This window comes from Paludisphaera rhizosphaerae, assembly GCF_011065895.1.
In the GTDB taxonomy this organism is placed as follows: Bacteria; Planctomycetota; Planctomycetia; order Isosphaerales; family Isosphaeraceae; genus Paludisphaera; species Paludisphaera rhizosphaerae.
This window is the reverse complement of sequence record NZ_JAALCR010000013.1, coordinates 127,438-150,598: the sequence shown is the minus strand read 5'-3', so window position 1 is coordinate 150,598 and position 23,161 is coordinate 127,438. Positions and strand designations below refer to the sequence as shown.

Sequence of the window (23,161 nt, the reverse complement as noted above, 5' to 3'; positions counted from 1 at the left end):
CGCTCAGTGAGCGCGCACAAAGACCGTCGCGGTCGACTCGGGACCCGCTTCATGCATGTAGACACAATTGAAGTTGCATTTGATGACAGGTTGGCGGGGACAGTCTAGCAAAGCCGGAGTGATTAACAAGAAAGCACTGCGTTTTGTCGATCCGTGCTTACATGAACGACTTCTCGCAGTCTCCGAAACCCTTAAATCATAATGAATGCTACATGTCGGTTGATGTGCGGTTGTAAACAACCTCGCCCCGCTCCGCCGACTTCGGCGAGGGCGCGCCTCAGACGACGAAAGGGGTGGATATGGATCGTTTCGGTCCCCCTCCCCGTCCCTCCGACCCGATTGAGGACGCGCGTCGAGCGCCCTGGGATTCCCGAAGCGGGCGACGGAGCGGATAATTGGAGGACGAGGGGGAACTGATCGGCCGGAGCGAGATTGGAACCAAAACCGCGGGCGCAGCGTCTAAGGATGCAAATGGCTCAAGATCTGGACGACATGAGTCTGGTGCAAGCCTGTCGCGCCGGCCGCCCTGAGGCCTATGGCGAGCTGGTCGAACGCTGTCAGGACCGGCTCTACCCCATGGTGGTCCGGCTGCTCGGCTCGCCCGAGGACGCCCAGGACGTGCTTCAGGACGCTTTCGTTCGCGGTTATGAAAAGCTCGACCAGTATCAGGGGGGGAGTTCTTTCTATACCTGGATCTACCGCATCGCCTTGAACCTGGCGATGAGCCGGCTGCGGAAGCGACGGCTGCGCAGGCTGCTTCGCTTCCCGGCCGCCCGTTCCGAGCAAACGCCATTCGAACCAGCCGACGAGTCGCCCGCGAGCGTCCCTTCCTACTCCCTGGAACGCGCCGAGCGTGAAGCGGTCGTCGAGGCGGCGCTTGGAGCCCTGGATCCCGATCATCGAGCGGTGGTAATTCTCAAAGACTTTGAAGGGCGGCGTTACGAGGAGATCGCGGAGCTGCTGGGGATCCCGGTGGGAACGGTCAGGAGTCGGCTGCACCGGGCTCGCCATCAACTCCGAAGGCGCCTTCTCCCCCTCGTGGAAGAGGAGGCGTCCCCACCAATCTTTCCCGACGTCGAGCGGGCCTTGTCGTGACTCGTAACTCCAAGAGTGGGCGGATTTTCCGCAAAACACCGGCGACACCGAAGGCGACCATGAGCGACGAACTCGAATCTCTGGCGTCGGCCTATCTCGACGACGAACTTCCCCCTGAAGCGCGGGCTTCGGTCGAGCACGCCCTGTCGGCCGACGCGTCCCTGGCCGAGGAAGTTCGGTCGCTCGCCGTGGTCCGCGATATCGTCGCGGCCCTGCCCCGCCCCGCGGGCCCCGACGTTTCGCGAGCCGTTCTGGGGAGGATCGCCGCTCCCCGGCGTCGTTTGATCGCAGCGCCGACTCGCACGACCTGGATCGTGACGGCGACGGCCGCCGGGTTGATGGCGATCGCCTTCGGATTGGCGACGGCGTCTCGCTCACGCCACACCCACGTCAATCCGCCTCCCGTACTGACGCATTCATCCGTGGATTCGCAGCCTGTGGCGACGATCGTCACCGCCGAGACGGCCGTCGATCCCGGGCCAGTGGGACCGCCGGCGACGCTCGCCGCTCCGGCCGCCCCGAAATCCGTCGTCGAGGATCGAGCGGTCGCGGCGTTGGAAATTCTGAGCCGGCCGGGGACGCATCGCGTTTTCCTCGTCTCGGTCCTGGACGATGCAATCGACGCCAACGAAACCGCCGCGCTTCTGGAGATCTCGTCTCATCGCAACTTCTTCAGGCTCGACGTCCCTGCATCTGAGGAGGCTCCCGGTCAACCCGGGGCCGTCTTCGCCGCCGAACTCGACCCTTCTGAGTTGGCCACCCTTCGGCGGCGGTTGTCCGGCGCTTTCACCGGCCGGATCGACGAGGTTGAGGCCGATCACCTGAACCTGACAAGACTTGCGAGCATGAGCCAGGTGACCGCCCTCAAGGGCGATCCCGCGGGTGAAGTGCTCTTCCCGCAGAATCGGATGGCTCTTCAGAGCGCCGCGGTCGTCGACCACTCCGCGATTTCTCAAAGCGGCAGCGGACGGACGGAGGGGGCTTCTCCTTCAACTCCCGCCGCCTCCGCCGAAGTCGCGCCCCGGTCCGAAGATCGGCCGTCGATCGTCCTGGTCTGGCTTGTCCGTGGAGCTGAGCGTTGACCCAGCCGAGAATTTACGCCGCCGGCCGCAACTTCCACCGCTGCTTGGATTCCGGTCGTCGACGTCGCTCTTGGAGAACACGGCGCATCGATCTTTCGCGATAGGCCGTGATCGGGCATACTGAGCATTCGGCCCAGTAGGGGCGCCAAGGAATGGAGGCCTTTTGGGGTTCGGAGATCCAAGCGTCGTGAGCAACAACATTGAAGCCCGGCCGGGAGGACCGCCTCGCGTCCTCGTCTCTCTGGCGACGTACAACGAAGCCGAAAACCTCGAGCCGCTGATCGACTCGATCCGGTTCTATGCGCCCGATGCGGCCATCCTCGTCACGGACGACAACTCCCCCGATGGCACCGGCGAGATCGCCGACCACCTCGCGGAGCGGCTCAAGAACATCCACGTCATCCACCGCAGGGGGAAGCTCGGCCTGGGTACGGCGATCCTCGGGGCGTTCGAATTCGCGATCAAGAACGACTTCGACTTCCTGCTGAACATGGACGCCGACTTCAGCCACCCCCCTCGCTTCATCCCCTCGCTGCTGGCGGGGATGGCGAACAACGACGTGATGATCGGGTCCCGATACATCCCCGGTGGGGGCGTCGAAGGGGAGTTCAACCTCAAGCGGAAGTTCATGAGCACGGGCATCAACATGTACGCCCGTACGTTCCTCGGCCTGCGGACGCGTGACAACAGCGGCTCGTACCGTTGCTACCGCGTCTCCAAACTGGCCCAGATGGATCTGAAGAAGATCCGGTCGCGAGGCTACTCCTTCATGGAGGAGATCCTCTTCTGGTGCAAGCAGGTCGGCTGCAAGTTCGGCGAGACGCCGATCCTGTTTGAGAATCGCCGGGCGGGGATCTCCAAGATCAACTCGCGGGAAGCCGCCATGGCACTCTGGATCATCTTCCGCCTGGGGTTGGGCCGGCTGGCCGGACGAGTCTGAGCGAAGGGGCGAGGCGGCCGATGATCGAGGTTCAGCGGCTTTCGAAGAGCTACGGCGCCCTCCGGGCGCTAGATCAGGTCTCGTTCGCCCTGGGACGCGGGGAAATCGCCGGCCTTCTGGGGCCGAACGGTGCCGGCAAGACGACGACGATGCGGATCCTGACCACCTTCCTCGCTCCGACCAGCGGTCGAGCCGCGGTCGGTGGTCATGACGTCCTTGACGAGCCGCTGGCGGTCAGGCGTTCCATCGGCTATCTGCCGGAGAACGTCCCGCTCTACCCCGAGATGCGGGTCCGAGAACTCCTGACCTTCCGCGCCAAGCTGAAGGACGTGCCTCGATCCGAGCGGCGACGGGCGGTCTCCTCGGCGATCGCCCGCTGCGGGCTCGGCGAGGTGGAGCGTCGCCCGATCGGCAAGCTTTCCCGAGGCTTCCGCCAACGAGTGGGCCTGGCCGACGCGATCGTGCATTCTCCGCCGGTGTTGATCCTCGACGAACCCACCGCCGGGATGGACCCGATCCAGGTCCGCGAGGTCCGGGCCCTGATTCGCGAGTTGGCCGAACGTCATACCGTCCTGCTCTCGACGCACATCATGTCCGAGGTCGAGGCGGTCTGCGATCGGGTCGTCATCATCGCCAGGGGGCGGATCGCCCTGGACGGACGACTTTCCGAGCTAAGGGGCGGAGACGCTCTGCGGGTGGAAGCCCGAGGACCCGCCGACCTGATCCGCAAGGCGCTCGCGACCGTTCCCGGCGTCGCGTCCGTCCGGATCGAAAGCGACTCCGACGGGATCGTCACCCTGGACCTCTCTCCGAAGCCAGGCGACGACCCTCGTGAAATGATCGCCGCGAAGCTCGTCGCTAGCGGTTGGCCGCTCCGAGCTCTGGAGGCTCGCCGCCGCTCCCTGGAAGAACGGTTCGTCGAGGCGGTCACTCGAACGAGTTTCGCGGTTTCGGATAGGGAGGCCGGCTGAGTTTCATGCGCCACGTCCCCACCCTCTTCGCCCGTGAACTGGCCGCGTACTTCCTGAGCCCGACCGCCTATTTGGTCCTCCTCGGATTTCAGGTCGTTGCTTTTTTGAACTTCTGGGAGCTTGTTGAATCACTCGCGCGTCCGCAGGTCGAGTTCTCGAATCTGCGCGATCCGATGACGACCTACATCTCCGGGAGCACGCCCTTCTGGTTCGCCATTCTGGCGGCGGTCCCCCTTTTGACGATGCGTCTGCTCGCCGAGGAGACTCGGTCGGGGACGATCGAGACGCTGGCCACGCTGCCGATCACCGAGGGGGAGATCGTCGTCTCGAAGTGGCTTGCCGGGGTGGCGATGTATCTCGTTCTGCTGCTCCCGTTCGCGCTGTATCTTCCGTTTCTGTACTACCAGGGGAAGTATCAGTTCGACGTCGGTCCGCTCCTCAGTCTGGGCGTCGGCCTGACGAGTATGGGGATGATGTTCATCGCGATCGGGCTGTTCTTCAGTTCGTTGACGCGTAACCAGCTTGTGGCCGCGGTTTGGACGTTCGTGACCCTCTTCGTCCTGGTGGTGACGTCGCTTCTGCTCCTCTTTTTCCTCGCCGAACGGCGCTGGAACGGCTGGGCGGACGTGGCCAGGCACGTTGCGATTTTGAATCAGATCCACGACTTCGCGTTGGGGCGGATCGACCTGCGGACGGTCGCCCTGCATCTCTCGGTCTGCACCTTCGTGCTGTATGCGACGACGAGTCTGCTCGCCGCGCGGCGGGGATGCTGATTCGATCCGTTTCGTCGGGAGCCGCCTCGTGACGACGTCTTCCCAAGTCTGGTCGCTCCTGGGTCGAGCCGAACTCTGGGCGGTCGTCGCCGCCGCGATCGGACTTCTCGTCCTTTACTGGATTCTGCGTTTTTCGCCTCCGGGATCGCCGACGGGGGGCGAAGACGACCTGGAGGCGCCCCCCTCGTCTTACCGCGATCGCGTCATCGCCGGGATCGCGGCGGGTCTCTTTCTGATCGCGACAGGCGCGTGGCTGGCGGTTTCTCGGAGCCTTCTCTGGTCGCTCCCCGCTTTCGCGCTTGGCTTCGGCCTGGTCCTCACGCTGATCGCGGTCAACGACCGCTATCGCCATTCCAGCCCGGCCCTGCGGCGGACGGTCGCGTTTTCGCGAGCGGGGCTGAACGCGTCACTCCTGGCTGGGATTCTGATCGTGGTCAACGTGGCGGCCTTCCGGTACGGCGGTCACGTCATCGACGTCACGCGCGAACATACGTATTCGCTTTCCTCGCTGAGCCGCAACCAGGTCGATTCCCTGGACAAGCCCGTCCTCTTCCATCTGGTCCACGGCCGCAGCGCCCTGGCGATGCGGCAACTCGACCGGGTGTCAGAGTTGGTGGACCTCTACCGCGCTGCACGTCCAGACCTGATCCAGGTGGAGCGGCTCGACCGGCACGTCGAACTCGGCCGCCTCGACGAACTGGCTCGACGGGCTCCCGAGTTGGCCGTCATGCAGGGGGGCGGCGTCCTGATCGAGTACGGGACGGGCGAGGACTCTCGTTTCATCGCGGTCGGCAATAATGAGATGTTCGAGCGCCTGCCAGACCCTCGCGGGGCGGGCTCGGGCCGATTCGAGTCGGCCTTCAAGGGCGAAGACCTGGTCACCTCGGCCTTGATCCGCCTTCGGGAGAACAAGACCTCTCGAGTCGGCTTCACGACGGGGCACGGCGAACCGACCTCGCAGCGTCTGACCGTCGACGGCACGGGCGTCGCGCGCTGGCGGTCGAGACTACACGCCGCCGGCTGTGAGCCGGTCGTGGTGAACTTGCTGGAAGGAGCGGTTCCCGACGACGTGGAACTCTTGATCGTCGCCGGCCCCAAGGAGGCGTTCAAGGAGCAGGAGGCATCCCAACTCCGGGCTTACGTCGATCGCGGCAAGCCCGTCCTCCTCTGCCTCGGGGGGGAAACGACCGGGCTGGAAGGCTTCTTGAAGTCGTTCAATCTGGAGATCGGTCCGGGGGTGGTCGTCGACCCGCGACTGAACCTGAACGGCCGGATCGCCTCCATCTTTTGCCCGCTGGAAAGCAGCCTCGTTCATCCCGTGAACACCGGCCTGAGCGGCGATCGAGCCATGCTGATCATCGACGCTTCGCCGATCCATCTCGTGGGGACGAAGGGAGCGTCAGCCGAGGACCCGTCGGCTGCGAACCCCATCATGCTCCCCACGCCGGTCGTCCGCAGCGCGCCCGGTTCCTGGATCGAATCCACGCCCAGCGATCCCAAAGTGACGCGCGATCCCAAGGAAACCGCAGGACCGATCATCGTCGCCGCCGCCGTCTCCGAGCGAACGTCGGCTTCGGACCCTCGGGCGTTCAAGCCTCGGCTCGTGCTGATCTCCAGCCGCGCCGCGGGGGACGACGCGGTCGACTCGATCGAGGCGACCAACCTCGATTTCCTGATGAACGCAACCAGTTGGCTGCGCGGGCGCGAGGACTCCGTCGGGGTTCCGGCGCAGCTTCACGAGGCCCTGACGCTGACCGCCGATCCTGGGCTTCGTTGGCGGCTCATCATGGCGCCCACGGTCGTCGCCGCGGCCGCGATCGTCGCCCTCGGCGCTTTCGTCTACGCCATTCGTCGCGACTGAGACGAGCAGGGAGCCATGAGAAGAGAACGATCGACCTACGTCCTGCTCGGCCTGTTCTTCGCGACCCTGGTCGGCCTGTGGGGCCTGGAGCGCTCCGGCCTGCTGACGGAGGCCGAGCGGGACCGTCGTCGCGACCGAGTCCTTCCCGAGTTGCTCGACGTCCGCCCCGGCGACGTTCGCCGCATCGAGATCGCACACGGGGGTGAACGACTCGTCTTCGACCGTCGAGGCGCGCGAGGCTGGCGGCTGACCGAGCCTCTCGACGTCGATGCAACCCCCGAGGAAGTTGACGCCCTGGCGGCGACCCTGCGCGGGCTCCGCAAGTCCCCCGAAGCCGGTCGAGTGGACGGCGCCGAGACCGAATACGGCCTGGCCCCTCCGGAAGCGGTCGTGCGGGTATGGACGGACCCTTCACAGGCCCCCGCCGCGACCCTCGAACTCGGCCGGCCCTCGCACGAGGAGCGATTCGTTCGCGCCGGCGGGAACGCAGAGATCATGGTCGTGCCGCGTCGAGTGTTGGCGATCGTCGACAGGCCGCTCGTCGAGTGGCGTGAAACGGCCGTCGTCCCGTCCTGGACTGCGCCATTCGCCGCCGTGAGCGTGCGTCGCCCGGACCTCGACGTGACGGCCGAGCGGCGTGACGGAGGGACCTGGCGGATCACGACGCCCGTCGATTTCCCTGCCGACGCGTCAGCCGTCGAGCGGGTGGTCGCTTCGCTGAGCACGCTCCAGGTCGATCCCAAGGCGGGAGGATTCGTCGCCGACCACGTCCACGATTTCGTCGACTACGGCCTCGATCCGCCAGCCGCGACGATCGAGTTGAAGCCCTTCGCTGCCGGAGTTCCCCCCCTCGTCTTGATGGTTGGAGCGACGGTCCCCCAACAAAAGGACCGCGTCTATCTCCGGATCGGCGGTCGCGACGACGTGCTTTCCGTCGATTCGGCTTTCGTGGCGAAACTGCCGGCTGATCTGAAGGCCATGCGGAACCGATTCGTGGCCCAGGTTGCACCCGCGGCCGTTCGTCGGATCGAGATCGAGAGCCCCGGCGGCCCATTCCGACTGGAGCGGGATCGTCAGGGCTGGTCTGCCTCCGCTCCGACGGAGGCTCGCGCCGACCGGGAACGTGTCGAAGCGCTGTTGAAGGCCGTCGCGGATCTTCAAAGCTCCGAGTTTTTCGAGCCCGGAGCGGTCCCCGACCCCAAGCTCGATCCCCCTTTGCGACGGCTGAAAATCTGGACGGTCGCATCGGACGGGAAAGCGACGGATAAGCCCTCCTTCTCACTCGCGCTGGGTCGGCACGACATCCTGCGAAAGGTCGTCTTCGGCCAGGTCGACGGCGATAAGGCAATCCTGGCGCTTCCGGACGTCTTTCTGTCCGCCCTCCCCTCAAACGCGTTCGCCTTCCGAGACCGCAACCTCCCCGCCGTTCAGCCCTCGAACGTGGTGCGATTGACGATCGTCCGGCCTGGTCGAACGACCGATCTCTCGCCTTCCCCGGCGCGCGATACGCCCAACGCATGGCGAATGACCGAACCCGTTGCGGCCGGCGCCGACATGCAGGCGGTCACGGCGGCTCTGGCGCGACTGGCGGATCTTCAGGTGTCGGAATACCTGCCGACGCCCGACGCGGGCGACGAGGACCGTTATGGTCTGCGGAAGCCGGCCATGGAAGTTCGCTGGGCAACGTCGGCCGCGAACGGCCAGACCACAACCCACACCCTGAAAATCGGCTCGCCCGTCAAAGGGGATTCCACGAAGTACTACGGCTCGCTCTCGGATTTCCCCGTCGACTTTTCGATCAACGCGGAGAGTCTGATCCCCTTCACGGCTGAGTTCCACGATACCCGAGTCCTGTCATTCCGGCCTCAGTCGGTCCGGCGGCTCGTGCTGGAAACCGAGACGAGGACTCTGGCCTATACAAGGCGGATGCGAGCCGGCGCCGGAACCGTCGCCTGGAGCCCGGAAGCCGGCACCCCGACGCAGGGCGTCGACCTTTCGCGGTTCGACAGCCTGGTCGCCGGACTCTCGGATCTTCGCACTCAACGCTATCTCCAGTACGAGGGCGCTTACCCTCCCGGCGCAGGGCTCGATCGACCTCGCCTGACGATCACGGCCGAGTTGGAAGGCTCGACGCCCCCCGTCAAGCTGCGGATCGGGTCGAAGTTCCTCGACAACTGGGTCTGCGCCGCGACCAGCGACGGGAGAGCGGGCCCAGCCTTCCTGCTCGTCGGCCCCGTCTGGGAGGCGATGATCCTGGGAGCCGAGGGAGGCCTCCCTCCGATCCCCGACATGCCGTTCGCCCCGATGCCCTCGCCTTGAGCGCCCCGGTGGAAGAACCGGACCGATCCTCGGTCCGAATCCATGAGGCCGGCGAATCTGCATAGGCAAGCGTGTGTAAACTCTAGATCGCAAGAGTTGCTACGCGAGGGGTCTTTGACAGCTCGGTTGGATCGCGGGGAAGCCAGCCAGGCGGCTCATCCGTCCCCGAACGAAGCCACGGCTGTGACCGGCGCAAAGGATTTCACGGCCAGGGTTTCCATGCAAACTCAGGGCGCAGGACAGGCGCGAACGAACCCGAAGTCAAAGCCAATCGGCCTGGCTGAGCGATGGGACGGGAGCGATCAGTCGCTCTGGCCGAGGCAGCCACGATCAAGCCGTGCGTCGTCTCATGAGAGGCGCGAACGAACCCATAAGCGCTCGCGCTGCAACGGATTTGGCATCATGGGCTTGCGATCAGCGGCGTCGTCGAACTCGGACGCGAACGAAGCCGAAATCGAAGCCGCCCTTGAGTGAAGCGGTTCTGCCGATCAGGTCTCCGTTGAAGGAGAACACGACACGAGTCGGATCTGATCGACCTGGTTCGACGCCCATGGGCCATGGTGGCGGAAACCCTGCCCTGTTCGCACCCGTCGAATTCGGGATCGACGGCGACCGAGGGAGACGGATTTTCGTATACTTGAAGATGATCGCAGGATCTGGTTCAAACGCCCGCGTCGGAGTTCGTTTCGAATGCACATCGTGAAGTATCCCCACCCGGTTCTCCGCTACGCTTCGCGACCCGTGGAGCGAATCGACGACGAGTTGCGGGCCGCCGTCCGGGAGATGTTCACTCTCATGTACGAAGCTCGGGGAATCGGGCTGGCGGCCAACCAGGTAGGCCTCCCCTTCCGATTCTTCGTCCTGAACATTACCGCCGACCCGGAGCAGAAGGACGAGGAACTGGTCTTCATCAATCCCGAGATCGTCAAACGGCACTCATGGTCGGATGAGGAGGAAGGCTGCCTCAGCATCCCCAGCGTCTACTCCAAGGTCCGTCGCCCTAAAAGGATTCGCATCCAGGCGTTCGGGCTCGATGGTCGCGACATCGATCTTGAGGCCGACGATCTCCTCGGCCGAGCGATCCAGCATGAGACCGATCATCTCGACGGCAAGCTGTTCATCGACTATCTCGGTCCGCTGACGCGTCACGGGATCAAGGGGAAGATTCGCGAGTTCGAGGCCGAGTACAAGAAGGCCCAGGCCGAGGGGATCTACGCTTCGGACGAGAAGATCATTGAGGGGCTCAAGACGATGGCGGCCCCAACGCTCGCCGCCGTCGATGGACCGGCTCCCGCTCCAACGCCCGCGCCGGCGGACGTCTGACCGATTCGCGACCACGAGCACACCGGATTGATCGATAGGGCGGGAGGATCGACATGACCGAGTCGGGGAAGATCATCATGCTGGGAACGGGGGACTTCGCCCTCCCCAGCTTCATCGCGCTTCTTGACGCGGGCTTCCCCGTCCTCGCTCTGGTCACTCAACCCGACCGTCCCCAGGGCCGCCGCCAGGAGTTGATCCCAAGCGCCATCAAGGTGGAGGCCCAAAAACGAGGAGTTCCGGTCTACCAGCCCGAAAAGGTGAACGAGGCCGAGGCCGTCGAGCATATCCGTTCCCTCGAGCCCGACTTTCTCATCACGGCGGCGTATGGTCAGATCCTCTCCGCCGAGCTTCTGGGCGTCCCCAGGATCGGAGCCCTCAACCTGCACGGTTCGATTCTGCCAGCCTATCGAGGCGCAGCGCCGGTCGCTCGGGCGATCCAGGCCGGCGATTCCGAGACCGGGGTGACGGTGATCCGGATGACTCCTCGCGTGGACGCCGGCGGTATGATCGCCTTCGCACGAACGACGATCGACCCCGACGAGACGGCTGGCGAGTTGGAAGAACGCCTGGCGAACCTCGGCGCACCACTCCTCGTCAAGACGATCGAGGCCGTCGCCCAGGGCCGAGCCGAGACGCTGCCGCAAGATCCGTCGCTGGTCACGAAGGCGCCGAAGCTCCGCAAGGAGGACGGCGTCATCGACTGGAAGGCCCCCGCCCGACGAATCCACGACCTGGTCCGGGCGATGCAGCCCTGGCCGTCGGCCTCCACGACCTGGACGGCCCTCCCCTGGACGCCGAAGGGGCCGATCCGCTTGATCGTCCACAAAACGGCCGTCGTCGAGGGTCAGGGAGAGCCCGGCGCCGTGCTGGCCGCGACGAAGGACGGGATCGACGTGGCGGCCGGTGAAGGGGCCGTTCGGCTCCTGATCGTGCAGACCCCGGGCAAGAAACCCATGCCCGCCGTAGAATTCCTCCGAGGCCACGCCGTCCAACCCGGCGACAAGATGGGCGACTGATCCGAGGGAGCCACTCACGCCAAATGCCCGCACGAACGATCGCCGTCGGTGACGTCCACGGCTGCTCGAAAGCCCTGAACGCCTTGATCGACGAGATCCGTCCGACCCGGGACGATCTGATCGTCACCCTGGGCGATTATGTGAATCGCGGCCCGAACTCGCGCGGGGTGCTCGATTCGCTGGCCGACCTCAAGAGACGCTGCCGGCTCGTGTCGATCCTGGGGAACCACGACGAGATGCTGCTCCAGGCGCGAACCGGTCTCCCCGCCGCCGCGGCGACGGCTCCCGACGGCCGACGGCCGGCTCGCGACTGGGGTCGAGAACTCCGCAAACTCCGGCCCGAGAACCTCGCGTTCCTCGACGCCTGCGTCTCCTACTTCGAGACCGACTCCCACATCTTCGTCCACGCCGCCTACGACCCGGCTCGGCCGATGGACCGCCAGCCCGAATCCCTCCTGCGCTGGTATTCCCTGCGTAACGGTGTGCCGCGGCCGCACTATTCGGGCAAGACGGTCGTCGCCGGCCACACCTCGCAGAAGAACGGGAAGATCCTCAACCTGGGCCACATCGTCTGCATCGACACCTACTGCCACGGCGGCGGCTGGCTGACGGCGCTGGACGTCCACACGGGACACGCCTGGCAGGCGGACCGAGGCGGTCGCCTCCGAGCCCGTCGCAACCCGCGCTGAGGACGGCACTCGATCAGTCGGACGACCCGCCCCCCATCCGAGTACGCTCGACGAAGGCTTCGGTCGCCCCGTCGATCGCCCTCCCGCGCCGGCCCGGTGAAGGGTGGATGTAGAGCGAGTGAGGGTCGACGACCTGGCGATGAACCGGCGGGGCCATCAAATAACGGGCGGAAGCTGCATGGTCGGCCAACTGGAGCTTCGGATTGAACACGCTGTTGAACCGCCAGAGCATCTTCAGCGTGTTCGTCTGCCCGCGCCTGAGGTTGCTCGCCAGGATCCCGCCGAGCGCCCAGAGGGCCTTCCATCCCAGGTGCTTCCGGTTGAGCACCTGCTGCGTCTTGACCAGCTCCGCATAGAACTCGTTGAGGGGGAGAGTCGTCGGAAGGACGGCGTGCTGGATGTCGAACAGCCGGTAGTCGCGGGTCGTGAGCTTCCGCGACTCCGTCACCCAGCTTTCGGTCCCCGGATAGGGGGTGTTCACGCTGATGTTGACGATCTCCGGGATCTCCAGGCACCACTGACGGATGACCTCGAAGCGGTCGCGATCCCAGGACGGGTCGGCGATGATGTTGATCGCCACCATGATCCCCAGCGACCGCGCGAACTCCAAAGCCTCGAAGTTCTTGGAGAGCGTCACCCGCTTGCGGAACCGTTTCAGGCCCTCCTCGTCGATCGCCTCGACGCCGAGGAACATGTACTGAAGCCCGAGCGTCTTCCAGAAGCGGAAGACGTCCTTGTTACGCAGCAGGACGTCGCCTCGGGTTTCCAGGTAATACTGCTTCTGAATCCCCCGACGTGCGATCGCCTCGCCGATCGCCATGCCCTGCTCGGCCTGGATGAAGGCGACGTCGTCGACGATGAAGACGCCCGGCTCGCGGATCGACGCCAACTCGTCGGCCGACGCCTCGGCCGATTTCACCCGGTAGCTCCGCCCGTAGAACGTCCAGGCCGAGCAGAACGAGCAGTCCCAGGGGCATCCTCGACTGAACTCGATCGAGGCGCAGGGGTCGAGGACGCCGATGAAGTAGTTCCGTCGCTTGCGGAGCAGGTCGCGGGCGGGCAGGTGGTCGTCGAGGTTCTTGACGAAGGAAGGAGCTGGGCCCGCACCCACCGGCGTGACGACGCCGGGGACGTCAAGGAGCGCCGTCGGGTCGCGGTCCGCCGCCGCCTCGATGAGCCGGGCGACCGACGCCTCCCCCTCCCCCTTCAGCACGCAGTCGATCGCTCCCTCGGCGTGGGTCAGGACGTCTTCCGCCACGAACGAGGCGCTGTGGCCGCCGACGAAGATGAACGCGTCCGGCAAGCGTTCGCGAGTCGCCTTGGCCAGATCGACGACCTCGGGGACGTTAGCCAGGTAGTTCAGAGAGAAGGCGACGACGTCGGGGCGCCAGGCGTCGACCTCGCTGAAATAGGCGGCGTGGTCCTCGACCTGAAGATCGATCAGGCGCACGTCGTGCCCAGCCCTCCTCAACTCGCCCGCGATCGTCTCAACCCCCAGGGGCTCCAGCCTGAGGAAGACCTTCGTGTACATCAGCGAGCTAGGATGGACGGCCAGGATTCTCATGAGCGATCCGTGCGACTTCCCGATGAGGAATCGTGAACTCTTGACAAAGGGTTTATATCCGCCCTTCCAACCTTCCGCCAGCCGCGCCGAGGTCTCCCTGGGCCGATTCCCACGATCGGCCGAGCGGTTCGTTGAGAGCCGTTCCCATATTTTCGACGGCCTGTTAAGATTGATCGGATGTAGGCGCTTCCCCAACCAAGGGGGACGGCGTCCCAACCCCTTGAACATGCTCGCCGCCTCCGCGCCGACCCTCCGCCTGGGAGTTCCCGAGCGATGGCCGACCAGCCGACCTCGCCACCGACCAAGAAACTGTACATTGAGACCGTCGGCTGCCAGATGAACGTGCTCGACAGCGAGTTGGTCGTCGCCCGCCTCCGCGACGACGGCTATGAGCTGACCGACGACATCGAGCAGGCCGACGCCATCCTGTACAACACCTGCTCCGTCCGCCAGCACGCTGAGGACAAGATCTACAGCGCGCTGGGGCGAATCAAGCATCTCAAGCGGAAGAAGCCCGAGCTGGCCGTCGGCGTTCTCGGCTGCATGGCGCAGAAGGACCAGACCCAGATCCTCCGCCGAGCCCCCCACGTCGATGTGGTCGTCGGGCCCGGACAACTCGGTCGGGTCCCCGAACTGCTGGCCAAGGCCAAGGCCGACGCCGCGCCTCAACTCGCCGTCAGCCTGGCGAGAACCGCCGGCAGCCGCGAGCACGTGACGTCCAGCTTCGACAGCTACGACGCCGATCGCGAGCCCGCCGTCCGTCCCAGCCCGTTCCAGGCGTACCTGCGGGTCATGATGGGCTGCGACAAGTTCTGCACCTACTGCATCGTCCCGTCCGTCCGAGGCCCCGAGCAGAGCCGGCCCCCGTCGGCGATCGTCGCCGAGGCTCGCCTGCTCGCCATGCAGGGGGTGAAGGAGATCACCCTCATCGGCCAGACGGTCAACAGCTACAAGCACAAGGAAGGCGACGGCCGCACCACCCGGCTGTCCGACCTGCTCGCCCGACTGCACGACATCGAGGGCGTCGAGCGGATCAAGTTCATCACGAACTTCCCCAACGACATGACCGACGACCTCCTGCAGGCCGTCCGCGACCTCCCCAAGGTCTCGCGATACATCCACGTCCCCGCCCAGAGCGGCTGCGACATGATCCTCAAGCGAATGAAGAGGATGTATACCGCGGCCTTCTACGAGGACATGCTCGCTCGACTTCGGGCCACGATCCCCGGCGCGTCGGTCTCCAGCGACTTCATCGTCGGCTTCTGCGGCGAGACCGACGAGTCGTTTGAGAAAACCGTGGGCCTGCTCGAACGCTCGCGGTTCAAGAACAGCTTCATCTTCAAGTACAGCCCCCGAACCGGCACCAAGGCCGACGGGCTCTTCGCTGACGACGTTCCCGAGGAAGTGAAGAAGCGGCGGAACCACATTCTGCTGGACCTCCAGACGGCGATCAGCCTGGAAGACAACCGAACCTTCATCGGTCAGGATGCGACGGTTCTCGTCGAAGGGCCGAGCCGTTCGACGACCCGCAAGGAAGGTTGGGACGGCCCGGATCAGATGACCGGGCGCACGGCCTGCGACCGGATCGTGGTCTTCCCCGGATCAGAGGATCTCACCGGCCGAATGGTCCGCGTGACGATCGAGAACGCGAGCGCCGTGACGCTCTTCGGACGAGTCGCCGACGCATCGGCGACGACCACGGCATGAAAGGGGCGGGGATGCCGAACCGCCTCGTCGAGCTAGTCGACCGCTGGCTGTCCTGGGGGGGCGTTCCCTCAGCGCATCGGCCTGACCCCGCTGTGCTCGCCGCAGGCTTCGGCCCCGATTCCGTTCATCCCGGGGCCTCTCCGGAGGCCGTCGCGGGATGGGAGAACCGGCACGGTTTCCAACTGCCGTCGGGCCTTCGATCCTGGCTGCTCCTGTCCGACGGCCTTCACCGAGAGGGGCCGCTGATCCATCCGATCTCGGCCATCGGCCCGATGATCCTCTTCGGCCGAATGGACGACCTGCACATCCAGCCCGAAAGCTGGTTCGAGCTGGGCAACCCGAACGTCGAGACCGTCTGCATCGACCTGGCCTACCGATGGCCCGGCGGGGGCTGTCCCATCTTCGTGTCCGGCGACGAGGAAGCCGGGACCAAGCCCAGGATCATCGCGACGAGCTTCGAGGAATGGTTCCTGGAAGTGCTGGCCCACGGGGGTCGGGAATACTGGCTCGATCCCGGCTTCGCCGATTACGGCCCCCCCTGGGAGGCCCATCGCAAGTACACCCCTCAGCCCGACCTCCCTCCCCCGCTCCGCCCTTTCGCCGCCGAGGTCGGCCCGCTCGTCGGCGCGGGCGTCGATGAACGCGAGATCGCCGCCCGGACCGGCTTGACCCAGGACGACGTCGAGGCGATCATCCGGCACCTGCAGCACGTCCCGCCCAACCTGACGTCCTCCTGAGGGACCGTCGCAACCCGGGGGCGTCGTCGTGAATCTCGATTGGTTCGTGCGACAGTTGGAATTCCCCGAGCGGTCGCGGAAATGGCTCCAGGGTCTGGGAGTTCGTGACCTCGACCGTGGCCTTCGCGACCTGGAAGACCTCGCCCGCCACGCCGGGCCTGAGCCCTTGCCGCTCCTCGCTCAGGTCGCCGGCCAGTTCGACACCTATCTGCCCCGAAGTTCCGACCCAGGCATGGCCCTGACGAACTTCGAGCGGTACGTGGCCGCACTCCCCGATCCCCAGGCAGGGCTCGCCCGCCTCGCATCGCGGCCTCGGACGACGGAGACCCTTCTTCAGGTCTTCAGCACGAGCCAGCATCTCAGCGACCTGCTGATTCGTCGTCCCGAGTTGATTGACTGGCTCCAGGCCGGCGCAGACCGTCGGGACCGCGCGACGCTGATCGCAGACCTCTGGACGTCGCTCACGGACGAGGCCGCCGGCGAGGACCCTCGCCTCATCTTGCGTCGGTTCCGACTCCGCGAGACCCTTCGGATCGGCTACAACGACGTCGTCCGAGGTTTCCCGCTGGAGGTGACCACCACCGACCTCTCCCACCTCGCCGACGCCTGCGTCGAGGCGGCCACTCGCCTGGCGCGAGCCTCCGTCGAGCGTCGCTACGGTACTCCCACGCGAGGAGACGGGAGGCCCGCCCAGTTCGCGGTTCTCGGCCTCGGGAAACTGGGCGGCGTGGAGTTGAATTACAGCTCGGACATCGATCTGATCTTCCTCTACGATCAGGACGGCGTCACGACGGGAGCCCGATCGGTCACCAACGCCGAATTCTTCGCCCGCATGAGCTCGGAGATCGTCCAACTGCTCTCCGATCACACGACCCTGGGCATCGCCTATCGCGTCGACATGCGACTCCGCCCTGAGGGGGACCAGGGGGTGCTGGCTCGTTCGCTCGACGCGACGATGAACTATTACGTCAGCCGAGGCCGTACCTGGGAGCGGCAGGCGCTCATCAAGTGTCGGACCGTCGCGGGCGACGCCGAGCTTGGCCGGAGCTTCATCGCAGCCGTCACGCCGTTCGTCTATCGGCGATACCTCAGCGCATCGGAAATCTCGGAGATCAAGTCGCTCAAGCGTCGGATCGAGCAACGCACGGTCTCCGCCGGCCGGGCTGAATTCGAGGTCAAGACGGGCCACGGCGGCATCCGCGACGTCGAATTCGTCGTCCAGTTCCTTCAGCTTCTGCACGGCGGCGAGTATCCCATCGTCCGGAGCACGAACACGCTCGAGGCCATCGACCGACTGGAGCAAGTGGGGTCGTTGACGGCCGAGGAGCGGAGCGTCATGGACGACACCTATCGCTTTCTCCGTCAGGTTGAGCACCGCCTCCAGATGCTCTTCGACCGCCAGACCCACGAAATGCCGCGTCAGATGGAGGAGCTGCGGACGCTGGCCATCCGAATGGGTTACGTCCCATACGGACCCACGGAGAACCGCGTCGGGCCGGCGGAGCGATTCCTGGCTGATTACCGCAGCAAGACCGAGTTGAACCGACGGATCCTCAACCACATTCTCCACGAAGCGTTCCTCGACGAGAGCGACGGCGGCGAGGCCGACCCGATCGTCGACCTGGTTTTGGATCCGCACCCGACCGAGGAGCATATCTCCGAGGCCCTCTCTCGCTACCCGTTCCGCGACCGCGTCGCGGCCTACTCCAACCTGATGGCCCTGGCCCGCGAAGACATCCCGTTCCTGTCACAGGCCCGCTGTCGACACTTCCTGGCGTCGATCGCTCCTCGACTACTCCAGGCGGTGGGCAAAACCGCCGACCCAGACCTGACGTTGGCGAACCTGGAACGCGTTTCGGCGTCGCTGGGGGCGAAGGCCATCCTCTGGGAGTTGTTCAACTTCAACCCGCCGAGCCTTCGCCTTTACGTCGAGTTGTGCGCCACCAGCCAGCTCGTCTCACGGATCCTGACCAACAACCCCGGGATGATCGACGACTTGATGGATTCGCTCGTCGTCGACCGTCCGCTCCCCGGCGCGGCGATCAAGGCGGAACTGGCCGAGTTGACGCGGGGATCGGTGGAAGACATCGCGCCGATCCTTTGGAGTTTCCGCAACAAGGAATGGGTCCGCATCGGCACCCGCGACGTTCTGGCTCGCGAACCCATCCGCGAGGTCGCGCGTGAGTTGGCCGACGTGGCCGAGGCGATCATCGGACAGGTCGCGCGGAATCAGTGGGCTCAGCGGTCGGTCCGGTACGGACGGCCCACCCGAGCCGCCGACGGCCGTCGCGACCGCTGGGCGATCCTCGCTCTGGGGAAGCTCGGCGGCCGAGCGCTCAACTATCACAGCGACCTCGACCTGGTGTTCCTTCACGAGAGCGACGGTGCGACGACCGGCGGTCCCGAATCGACGACCAACCAGCAGTTCGTGGCCGACGTCGCCCAGCGGATGCTCAAGGCGTTGGGCGGCGCCGGCTCGGGCGTGCTCTATCAGGTCGACACGCGTCTCCGACCCCATGGGGCGGCGGGGCCGCTAGTCAACACGCTGGAGTCGTTCAAGGATTACTTCGCGACCTCCGCCCAATCCTGGGAGAAGCTGGCGCTCACGCGCGGTCGGGTGGTCTTCGCGACCGGCGGGTTCGGCCGGTACGTCGACGACGCCATCCGCGCGATCCTCGCCCGACCGATCGACGCCGCGGCCGTCGGCCGCGAGGTCGCCGACATGCGGCGACGGCTGGAAGACTCGCGCGGGCGTAAGGATCTCAAGCGCGGGGTGGGCGGCCTGGCCGACGTGGAATTCGTCGTTCAGTACCTGATGCTCATCCACGCGGCGGAGCACCCGGAAGTCCTCCGTCCCAACACCTGGGAGGCTCTCGACGCACTGGCCGCCGTGGGCGCCCTGACGCCGACGCTCCACGACGAACTCCGCGACATCTACAACTTCCTCTTCAGCGTCGACGCCCGCCTCCGCCTGATTCACGACCGAGCCGGGGCGGAGCTTCCCGAGGATCCCGAGGATCTCACCCGCCTCGCCCGAAGGCTCAAGTACGACGAGCCCGACCCGACTGACGCCGTTTCTACCTTCCTTCTCGACTCCGCCCGCTACACCACCCGCGCTCGGGCCATCTTCCAGCAGATCATCCCGTCGCGAGACGATGACGCCTCGTGACAGGCCTCGCCGCGATCCAGGAGCCTTTCGCATGCCTTTGATCCATGCCCTCTCCGCACTCGTCCTCCTCGCCGCCGCCCCTCCCGAAGGCCGTCGCGTCGACCTGCCGGACGATGCCAAGCTGTTCGTACCGGCCTCGTTCAAGCCGAGCGACGGCAAGGTGAATATCGTCCTGCATCTCCACGGGACGCCGACCGTCACGGAGCCTGCTCTTGTGGCCGTGGGCTGGAACGCCGTGCTTGTCTCGTTCAACCGAAGCGGGCTTTCCTCGGCCTACTCGAAGCCCTTCTCAGATCCCGACCTGTTCCCTCGGCTGCTCGATCAGGCGGTTAAGGCCGCTCCCGGCGACCCCAGCGTGAAGTGGGAAGTGGGGAAGGTCCTCGTCAGCAGCTTCAGCGCGGGTTTCGGAGGCGTCCGAGAGATCCTCAAAACGCCTGCCTCGTTCGAGCGGATCGACGCCATCGTCATGGCGGATTCGATCTACTGCGGCTATGAGGGCGACCCGGCTCAGAAGAGCGTCGATCCCAACCTGATGAGCGGCTTTGAGCGGTTCGCGCGTGAGGCGGCTCAGGGTCGTAAGACGATGCTCGTGAGTCACTCGTCCCAGATCCCGCCCGGTTACGCCAGCACCACCGAGACGGCCGACTTCTTGCTGAAGGCGGTCGGAGCATCGCCTGAACAGGCGGACGTCGACTGGACCGACGGCTGGCGGCAAATTCGCACGGCGACGAAGGGGCGGCTCATCGTGCTGGGCTTCAGCGGCGAGGGGCCGGAGGACCATATGCGGCACCTCCGGCGCATCGGCGAGTTGTGGAAGCGGCTGCCGGATCCGTTCTCGGCTCGTCCATGATCAGCCGGCCTTGGCGGCAGGCTTCAACTGTCGGACCTCGACCGCGCGGAAGGCGATCGTCCCGCCGTGGTTCTGGAGGCAGACGTAGCCGTGGAGGGGCTTCTTGGCGATCTCCTCAATCTGACTCTGGTCCACGTCCTGAATCAGCTTGCCGTTGAGCGTGACTCGGATGCGAGGCCCTTCGCAGGTGACCTCAATCGTGTTCCACTCGCCGGCGGGCTTCATCGCGTTTTCCTTGGGCTCGACGTATCGATAGAGCGAGCCCGTGCTGTGCTTGTTCGCGGGCTTGCCGGCGTCGTCGATCAGTTGGATCTCATACGAATAGTAGGAGGGCCGGGTCGCGGACGACTTCTTGGGGTCGAACGCCTGCGTCCGGACGCCGAGGCCGCTGTTGCAGCCCTTCTCCATCTTGAACTCGACGTGGAAGGTGAAGTCGTCGAATTCCCGCTCCTTGTAGCGGAGAAAGCCGAAGCCCTTGCCGTGGCAGACGAGGAGCCCGTCCTCGACGACCCACACCGGTTTCTTCGCCCCGTCGACCTGATAATCCGACGCTCCTTCGGCGACCCAGCCGTCGAGGCTCTTGCCGTCGAAGAGGGAGATCGCCGCATCGTCGGCGGCGAACGCGAGAAGCCCCAAGGCGACCAGCGAGTGCAACATCGTCTATCACCCCGCGACAGGAGGTTCGACCGTCGGCGCCCGGCCGACAAGGGGATCGGGCGGATCGACGACGATCGTAGCACGCGGGTGGATGACGTGCGAGCGGTTCAGCAGTTTCCCGCCCGGTTCAGGCCGCCTCGATCCGACGAGGGATTGCGCGGCCGACGCCCGGTGTCTGGACGTCGTCCGAGGGGCCCTCTTCGTGGTACTCGGCGTCCGTGTTGACCTTCCAGGTGTCGTACGACCCGTGGCCGAGAATGTTCCGCGCCGCCAGGAGCGCGGTCATCATCGAGTGATCCTGATTGTTGTATTTGTGCATGCCGTTTCGCCCGGCCAACTCCAGGTTGCCGAGCTTCGACAGCCAGTCGCGGATCACGGCCAGATGCTTTTGATAGGCGTCGTCATAGACCGGGTACGCCTTCGGCATCCGCACGACGCAGCCGTCGATGACCTGATCGGCGGGGATCAAACCCATCGCGTCGAGTTCGCGGCGGCCGAGGGCCAGCAGATCCTCGTCGGAGGAGGTCCAGAGGTCGTCCCCCTCGAAGCAGAAGTATTCCAGTCCCAGGCTCGTCTTCGATTGGTCGGGGACGAGATCCGGCGACCAGTTCTTGAAGTTCTGAATCCGCCCGACCTGGACGTTCGGTTCGTGGACGTAGATCCAGGTGTCCGGGAACGTTTCGGCGCGGTCGACGATCAGGACGACCGAGAGGAAGTCGCGATAGCTCAGCGATTCGGCGGCTTTTCGGACTTCATCCGGCGCGGCCGGGTTCATCGACCGAATCAACTCGCGGATCGGGAGCGTCGAGAGAAAGTGGCGGCCGGCGTAGCGGTACATGCGGCCGGCGGCGTCCTTGGCGACGACCGCCTGGACCGAGGTCCCGTCGTGGTCGATTCGGACGACGCGGCGATCCATGTGGACCCCGCCCCCCATCTCGCGAATCCTGTCGCGAGCCGTCTCCCACATCTGGCCGGGGCCGAGACGGGGGTAGTGAAACTCCTCGATCAGGGTCTTCACGACCTCTCCCTGGCCGGGGCGGCTTCCCCACTTGAAGGCGCTGAGGACAGCTTCGACCAGACTCAGCCCCTTGATCCGTTGGGCCGCCCAGTCGGCCGAGATGGCGTTGGTCGGCATCCCCCAGACTTTTTCGGTGTACGACTTGAAGAAGGTTTCGAAGAGGACTCGTCCGAAGCGATTGACGACCCAGTCTTCGTAACTTCGCTCCGGTCGAATCGGCCTGAGCCGGGCGTGAAGGTAGCTCGCGAGGATCCGCGCCGACCGGATCATCCCCAACTTCGACAGGGCGTCGAAGGGCTTGAGGGGATAATGGAAGAACTTGCGGTCATAGAAGATACGGCTGAGCCGAGGTCGTTTGACGAACTGATCGCCGAGGATCTCGCGCCAGAGTTCGTTGACCTCCCGGCTCTTGGAAAAGAACCGGTGGCCGCCGATGTCGAAGCGGTACCCTTTGTATTCGTCGGTCCGACTGATGCCGCCAACGAGCCTGGGATCGGCTTCGAGCACGGCGCAGGAGCGGCCGTGCTTGGCCAGTTCGTAGGCGCCGGTGAGGCCGGCAGGGCCGCCTCCGGCGATGACGGTTTCAAAGGCATCGATCACCGCCTCAGAGCCGGGGTCCTCGACGCGCGTCCAGCGATGGGGGACGGCCCCGGCGCGCGTGGTCGGCGATTGCGGTGCGTCCATGCCCATGAGCGGCTCCTGATCCTGTGCGGGGCCGTCGCAGTTGCGGCGGCGATGGGCGCGGATCCTCCACGCCCTCGACTCCCAACTTATCGGCGACGGGCCGGCCGAGTTTTGGCATAAATGCCGGGCGGGGTCAACGCCGATCAAATCCCTGCGACCGGTCGGACTTGACCGGTGCAAGGCGATCCTCAAAATGTCCAGGCCGATCGTCGGGTCCATCCGCCGCGCCCGGCAGGGGATCTACGATCGACGCCCGCCGCGAGCCTCCCTCTTACGGACGGGGGGGACCGACTCCGACGGGCGAGACTCCCCCAGGAACCCCCTAAAATGACTGCCGAACAGTTCGAGACCGTCCTTGAGGAGATCCGCCGTCGACAGGGGACTAGCCGTCCTCTCGTGCGGGTCGCCACCGCCAGCCGGACCGTCCAGGGCCGGGTTGCGGACCTCGTGGTCGACCGGACCGACCGGTGCCCTCACTCTCCCTTTGGGATCGTCTCGATCGAGCAGCCGGGTCTCGTCCCGGGCCCGATGATCCACGTACAGGTCGCTGAGATTCTCGCCGACGGCCTCCTCGAGGTCTCCGACCGTCGTCCCGCCCTCGCCGGCCTGGGCGTCTGAGCCCACGGCCGACAAAGCCGCACGCCACTCCACGGCCGACGCCCGGGATGACCCGGGCGTCGGCCGCCTCCTTGCGCTCAGAAGCTCG

The 23,161-nt window shown here is 65.6% G+C and carries 18 protein-coding genes; 15 read left to right on the top strand and 3 right to left on the bottom strand.

The window, feature by feature from the left end:
- Nucleotides 1-471: 471 nt before the first annotated feature.
- The 10 genes from G5C50_RS18115 (at nt 472) to G5C50_RS18070 (ending at nt 12,069) form a co-directional block, all read left to right on the top strand.
- Nucleotides 472-1,095: an RNA polymerase sigma factor gene (locus tag G5C50_RS18115; RefSeq protein ID WP_165071622.1), complete on the top strand. Its 624-nt coding sequence runs from the start codon at nt 472-474 to the stop codon at nt 1,093-1,095.
- A gap of 59 nt (nt 1,096-1,154) precedes the next feature.
- Complete coding sequence (locus G5C50_RS18110) at nt 1,155-2,177, top strand: anti-sigma factor family protein (protein WP_165071621.1); 1,023 nt, start codon at nt 1,155-1,157, stop codon at nt 2,175-2,177.
- Nucleotides 2,178-2,364: 187 nt separating this feature from the next.
- The gene (locus G5C50_RS18105) at nt 2,365-3,117 is read left to right on the top strand and encodes a polyprenol monophosphomannose synthase (protein WP_165071620.1); all 753 of its coding nucleotides are present in this window, start codon (nt 2,365-2,367) and stop codon (nt 3,115-3,117) included.
- A gap of 20 nt (nt 3,118-3,137) precedes the next feature.
- The gene (locus tag G5C50_RS18100; protein ID WP_165071619.1) at nt 3,138-4,088 is read left to right on the top strand and encodes an ABC transporter ATP-binding protein; all 951 of its coding nucleotides are present in this window, start codon (nt 3,138-3,140) and stop codon (nt 4,086-4,088) included.
- Between the two features lie 5 nt (nt 4,089-4,093).
- Nucleotides 4,094-4,861, top strand: coding sequence for an ABC transporter permease (locus G5C50_RS18095; protein ID WP_165071618.1), 768 nt, complete (start codon nt 4,094-4,096; stop codon nt 4,859-4,861).
- A 28-nt stretch (nt 4,862-4,889) separates the two neighbouring features.
- A complete protein-coding gene (locus G5C50_RS18090) occupies nt 4,890-6,722 on the top strand; it encodes a GldG family protein (RefSeq protein ID WP_165071616.1) in 1,833 nt (610 codons plus the stop codon).
- Nucleotides 6,723-6,737: 15 nt separating this feature from the next.
- Nucleotides 6,738-9,041: a DUF4340 domain-containing protein gene (locus G5C50_RS18085; protein ID WP_165071615.1), complete on the top strand. Its 2,304-nt coding sequence runs from the start codon at nt 6,738-6,740 to the stop codon at nt 9,039-9,041.
- Between the two features lie 690 nt (nt 9,042-9,731).
- Entirely contained in the window at nt 9,732-10,364 is a 633-nt protein-coding gene (def, locus tag G5C50_RS18080) for a peptide deformylase (RefSeq protein WP_165071614.1), read from the top strand.
- Nucleotides 10,365-10,417: 53 nt separating this feature from the next.
- Nucleotides 10,418-11,380, top strand: a complete 963-nt coding sequence (gene fmt, locus G5C50_RS18075) for a methionyl-tRNA formyltransferase (RefSeq protein ID WP_165071612.1) — start codon at nt 10,418-10,420, stop codon at nt 11,378-11,380.
- Nucleotides 11,381-11,403: 23 nt separating this feature from the next.
- A complete protein-coding gene (locus G5C50_RS18070) occupies nt 11,404-12,069 on the top strand; it encodes a metallophosphoesterase family protein (protein WP_165071611.1) in 666 nt (221 codons plus the stop codon).
- Between the two features lie 13 nt (nt 12,070-12,082).
- On the opposite strand, the gene hpnR is transcribed toward G5C50_RS18070, so the two are convergent.
- Nucleotides 12,083-13,633 (bottom strand): hopanoid C-3 methylase HpnR, encoded by a 1,551-nt coding sequence (gene hpnR, locus G5C50_RS18065; protein WP_165071610.1) that lies wholly within the window; start codon nt 13,631-13,633, stop codon nt 12,083-12,085.
- Between the two features lie 273 nt (nt 13,634-13,906).
- Between hpnR and miaB the strand changes: the two genes are divergently transcribed.
- From miaB to G5C50_RS18045, 4 genes are read left to right on the top strand one after another with little or no spacing between them, the layout of a single operon-like run.
- Nucleotides 13,907-15,340, top strand: coding sequence for a tRNA (N6-isopentenyl adenosine(37)-C2)-methylthiotransferase MiaB (gene miaB / locus G5C50_RS18060; RefSeq protein ID WP_165071609.1), 1,434 nt, complete (start codon nt 13,907-13,909; stop codon nt 15,338-15,340).
- Between the two features lie 11 nt (nt 15,341-15,351).
- Complete coding sequence (locus G5C50_RS18055) at nt 15,352-16,077, top strand: SMI1/KNR4 family protein (protein WP_165071608.1); 726 nt, start codon at nt 15,352-15,354, stop codon at nt 16,075-16,077.
- Between the two features lie 28 nt (nt 16,078-16,105).
- Nucleotides 16,106-19,246 carry a bifunctional [glutamate--ammonia ligase]-adenylyl-L-tyrosine phosphorylase/[glutamate--ammonia-ligase] adenylyltransferase gene (glnE, locus tag G5C50_RS18050; protein ID WP_165071607.1) on the top strand — a complete coding sequence of 1,047 codons (3,141 nt, stop codon included), beginning with the start codon at nt 16,106-16,108 and terminating at the stop codon, nt 19,244-19,246.
- Between the two features lie 31 nt (nt 19,247-19,277).
- Nucleotides 19,278-20,096 carry a hypothetical protein gene (locus tag G5C50_RS18045; protein ID WP_165071606.1) on the top strand — a complete coding sequence of 273 codons (819 nt, stop codon included), beginning with the start codon at nt 19,278-19,280 and terminating at the stop codon, nt 20,094-20,096.
- Here G5C50_RS18045 and G5C50_RS18040 read toward each other — a convergent pair whose 3' ends face one another.
- Together G5C50_RS18040 and G5C50_RS18035 are read right to left on the bottom strand one after the other, a co-directional pair.
- Nucleotides 20,097-20,753 carry a 3-keto-disaccharide hydrolase gene (locus G5C50_RS18040; protein WP_165071605.1) on the bottom strand — a complete coding sequence of 219 codons (657 nt, stop codon included), beginning with the start codon at nt 20,751-20,753 and terminating at the stop codon, nt 20,097-20,099. It lies immediately after the preceding gene.
- Between the two features lie 127 nt (nt 20,754-20,880).
- A complete protein-coding gene (locus G5C50_RS18035; RefSeq protein ID WP_407673562.1) occupies nt 20,881-22,455 on the bottom strand; it encodes an NAD(P)/FAD-dependent oxidoreductase in 1,575 nt (524 codons plus the stop codon).
- 327 nt (nt 22,456-22,782) lie between these two features.
- On the opposite strand from G5C50_RS18035, the gene G5C50_RS18030 reads away from it, so the two are divergent.
- Nucleotides 22,783-23,073 (top strand): hypothetical protein, encoded by a 291-nt coding sequence (locus tag G5C50_RS18030; protein ID WP_165071603.1) that lies wholly within the window; start codon nt 22,783-22,785, stop codon nt 23,071-23,073.
- Nucleotides 23,074-23,161 lie beyond the last annotated feature (88 nt).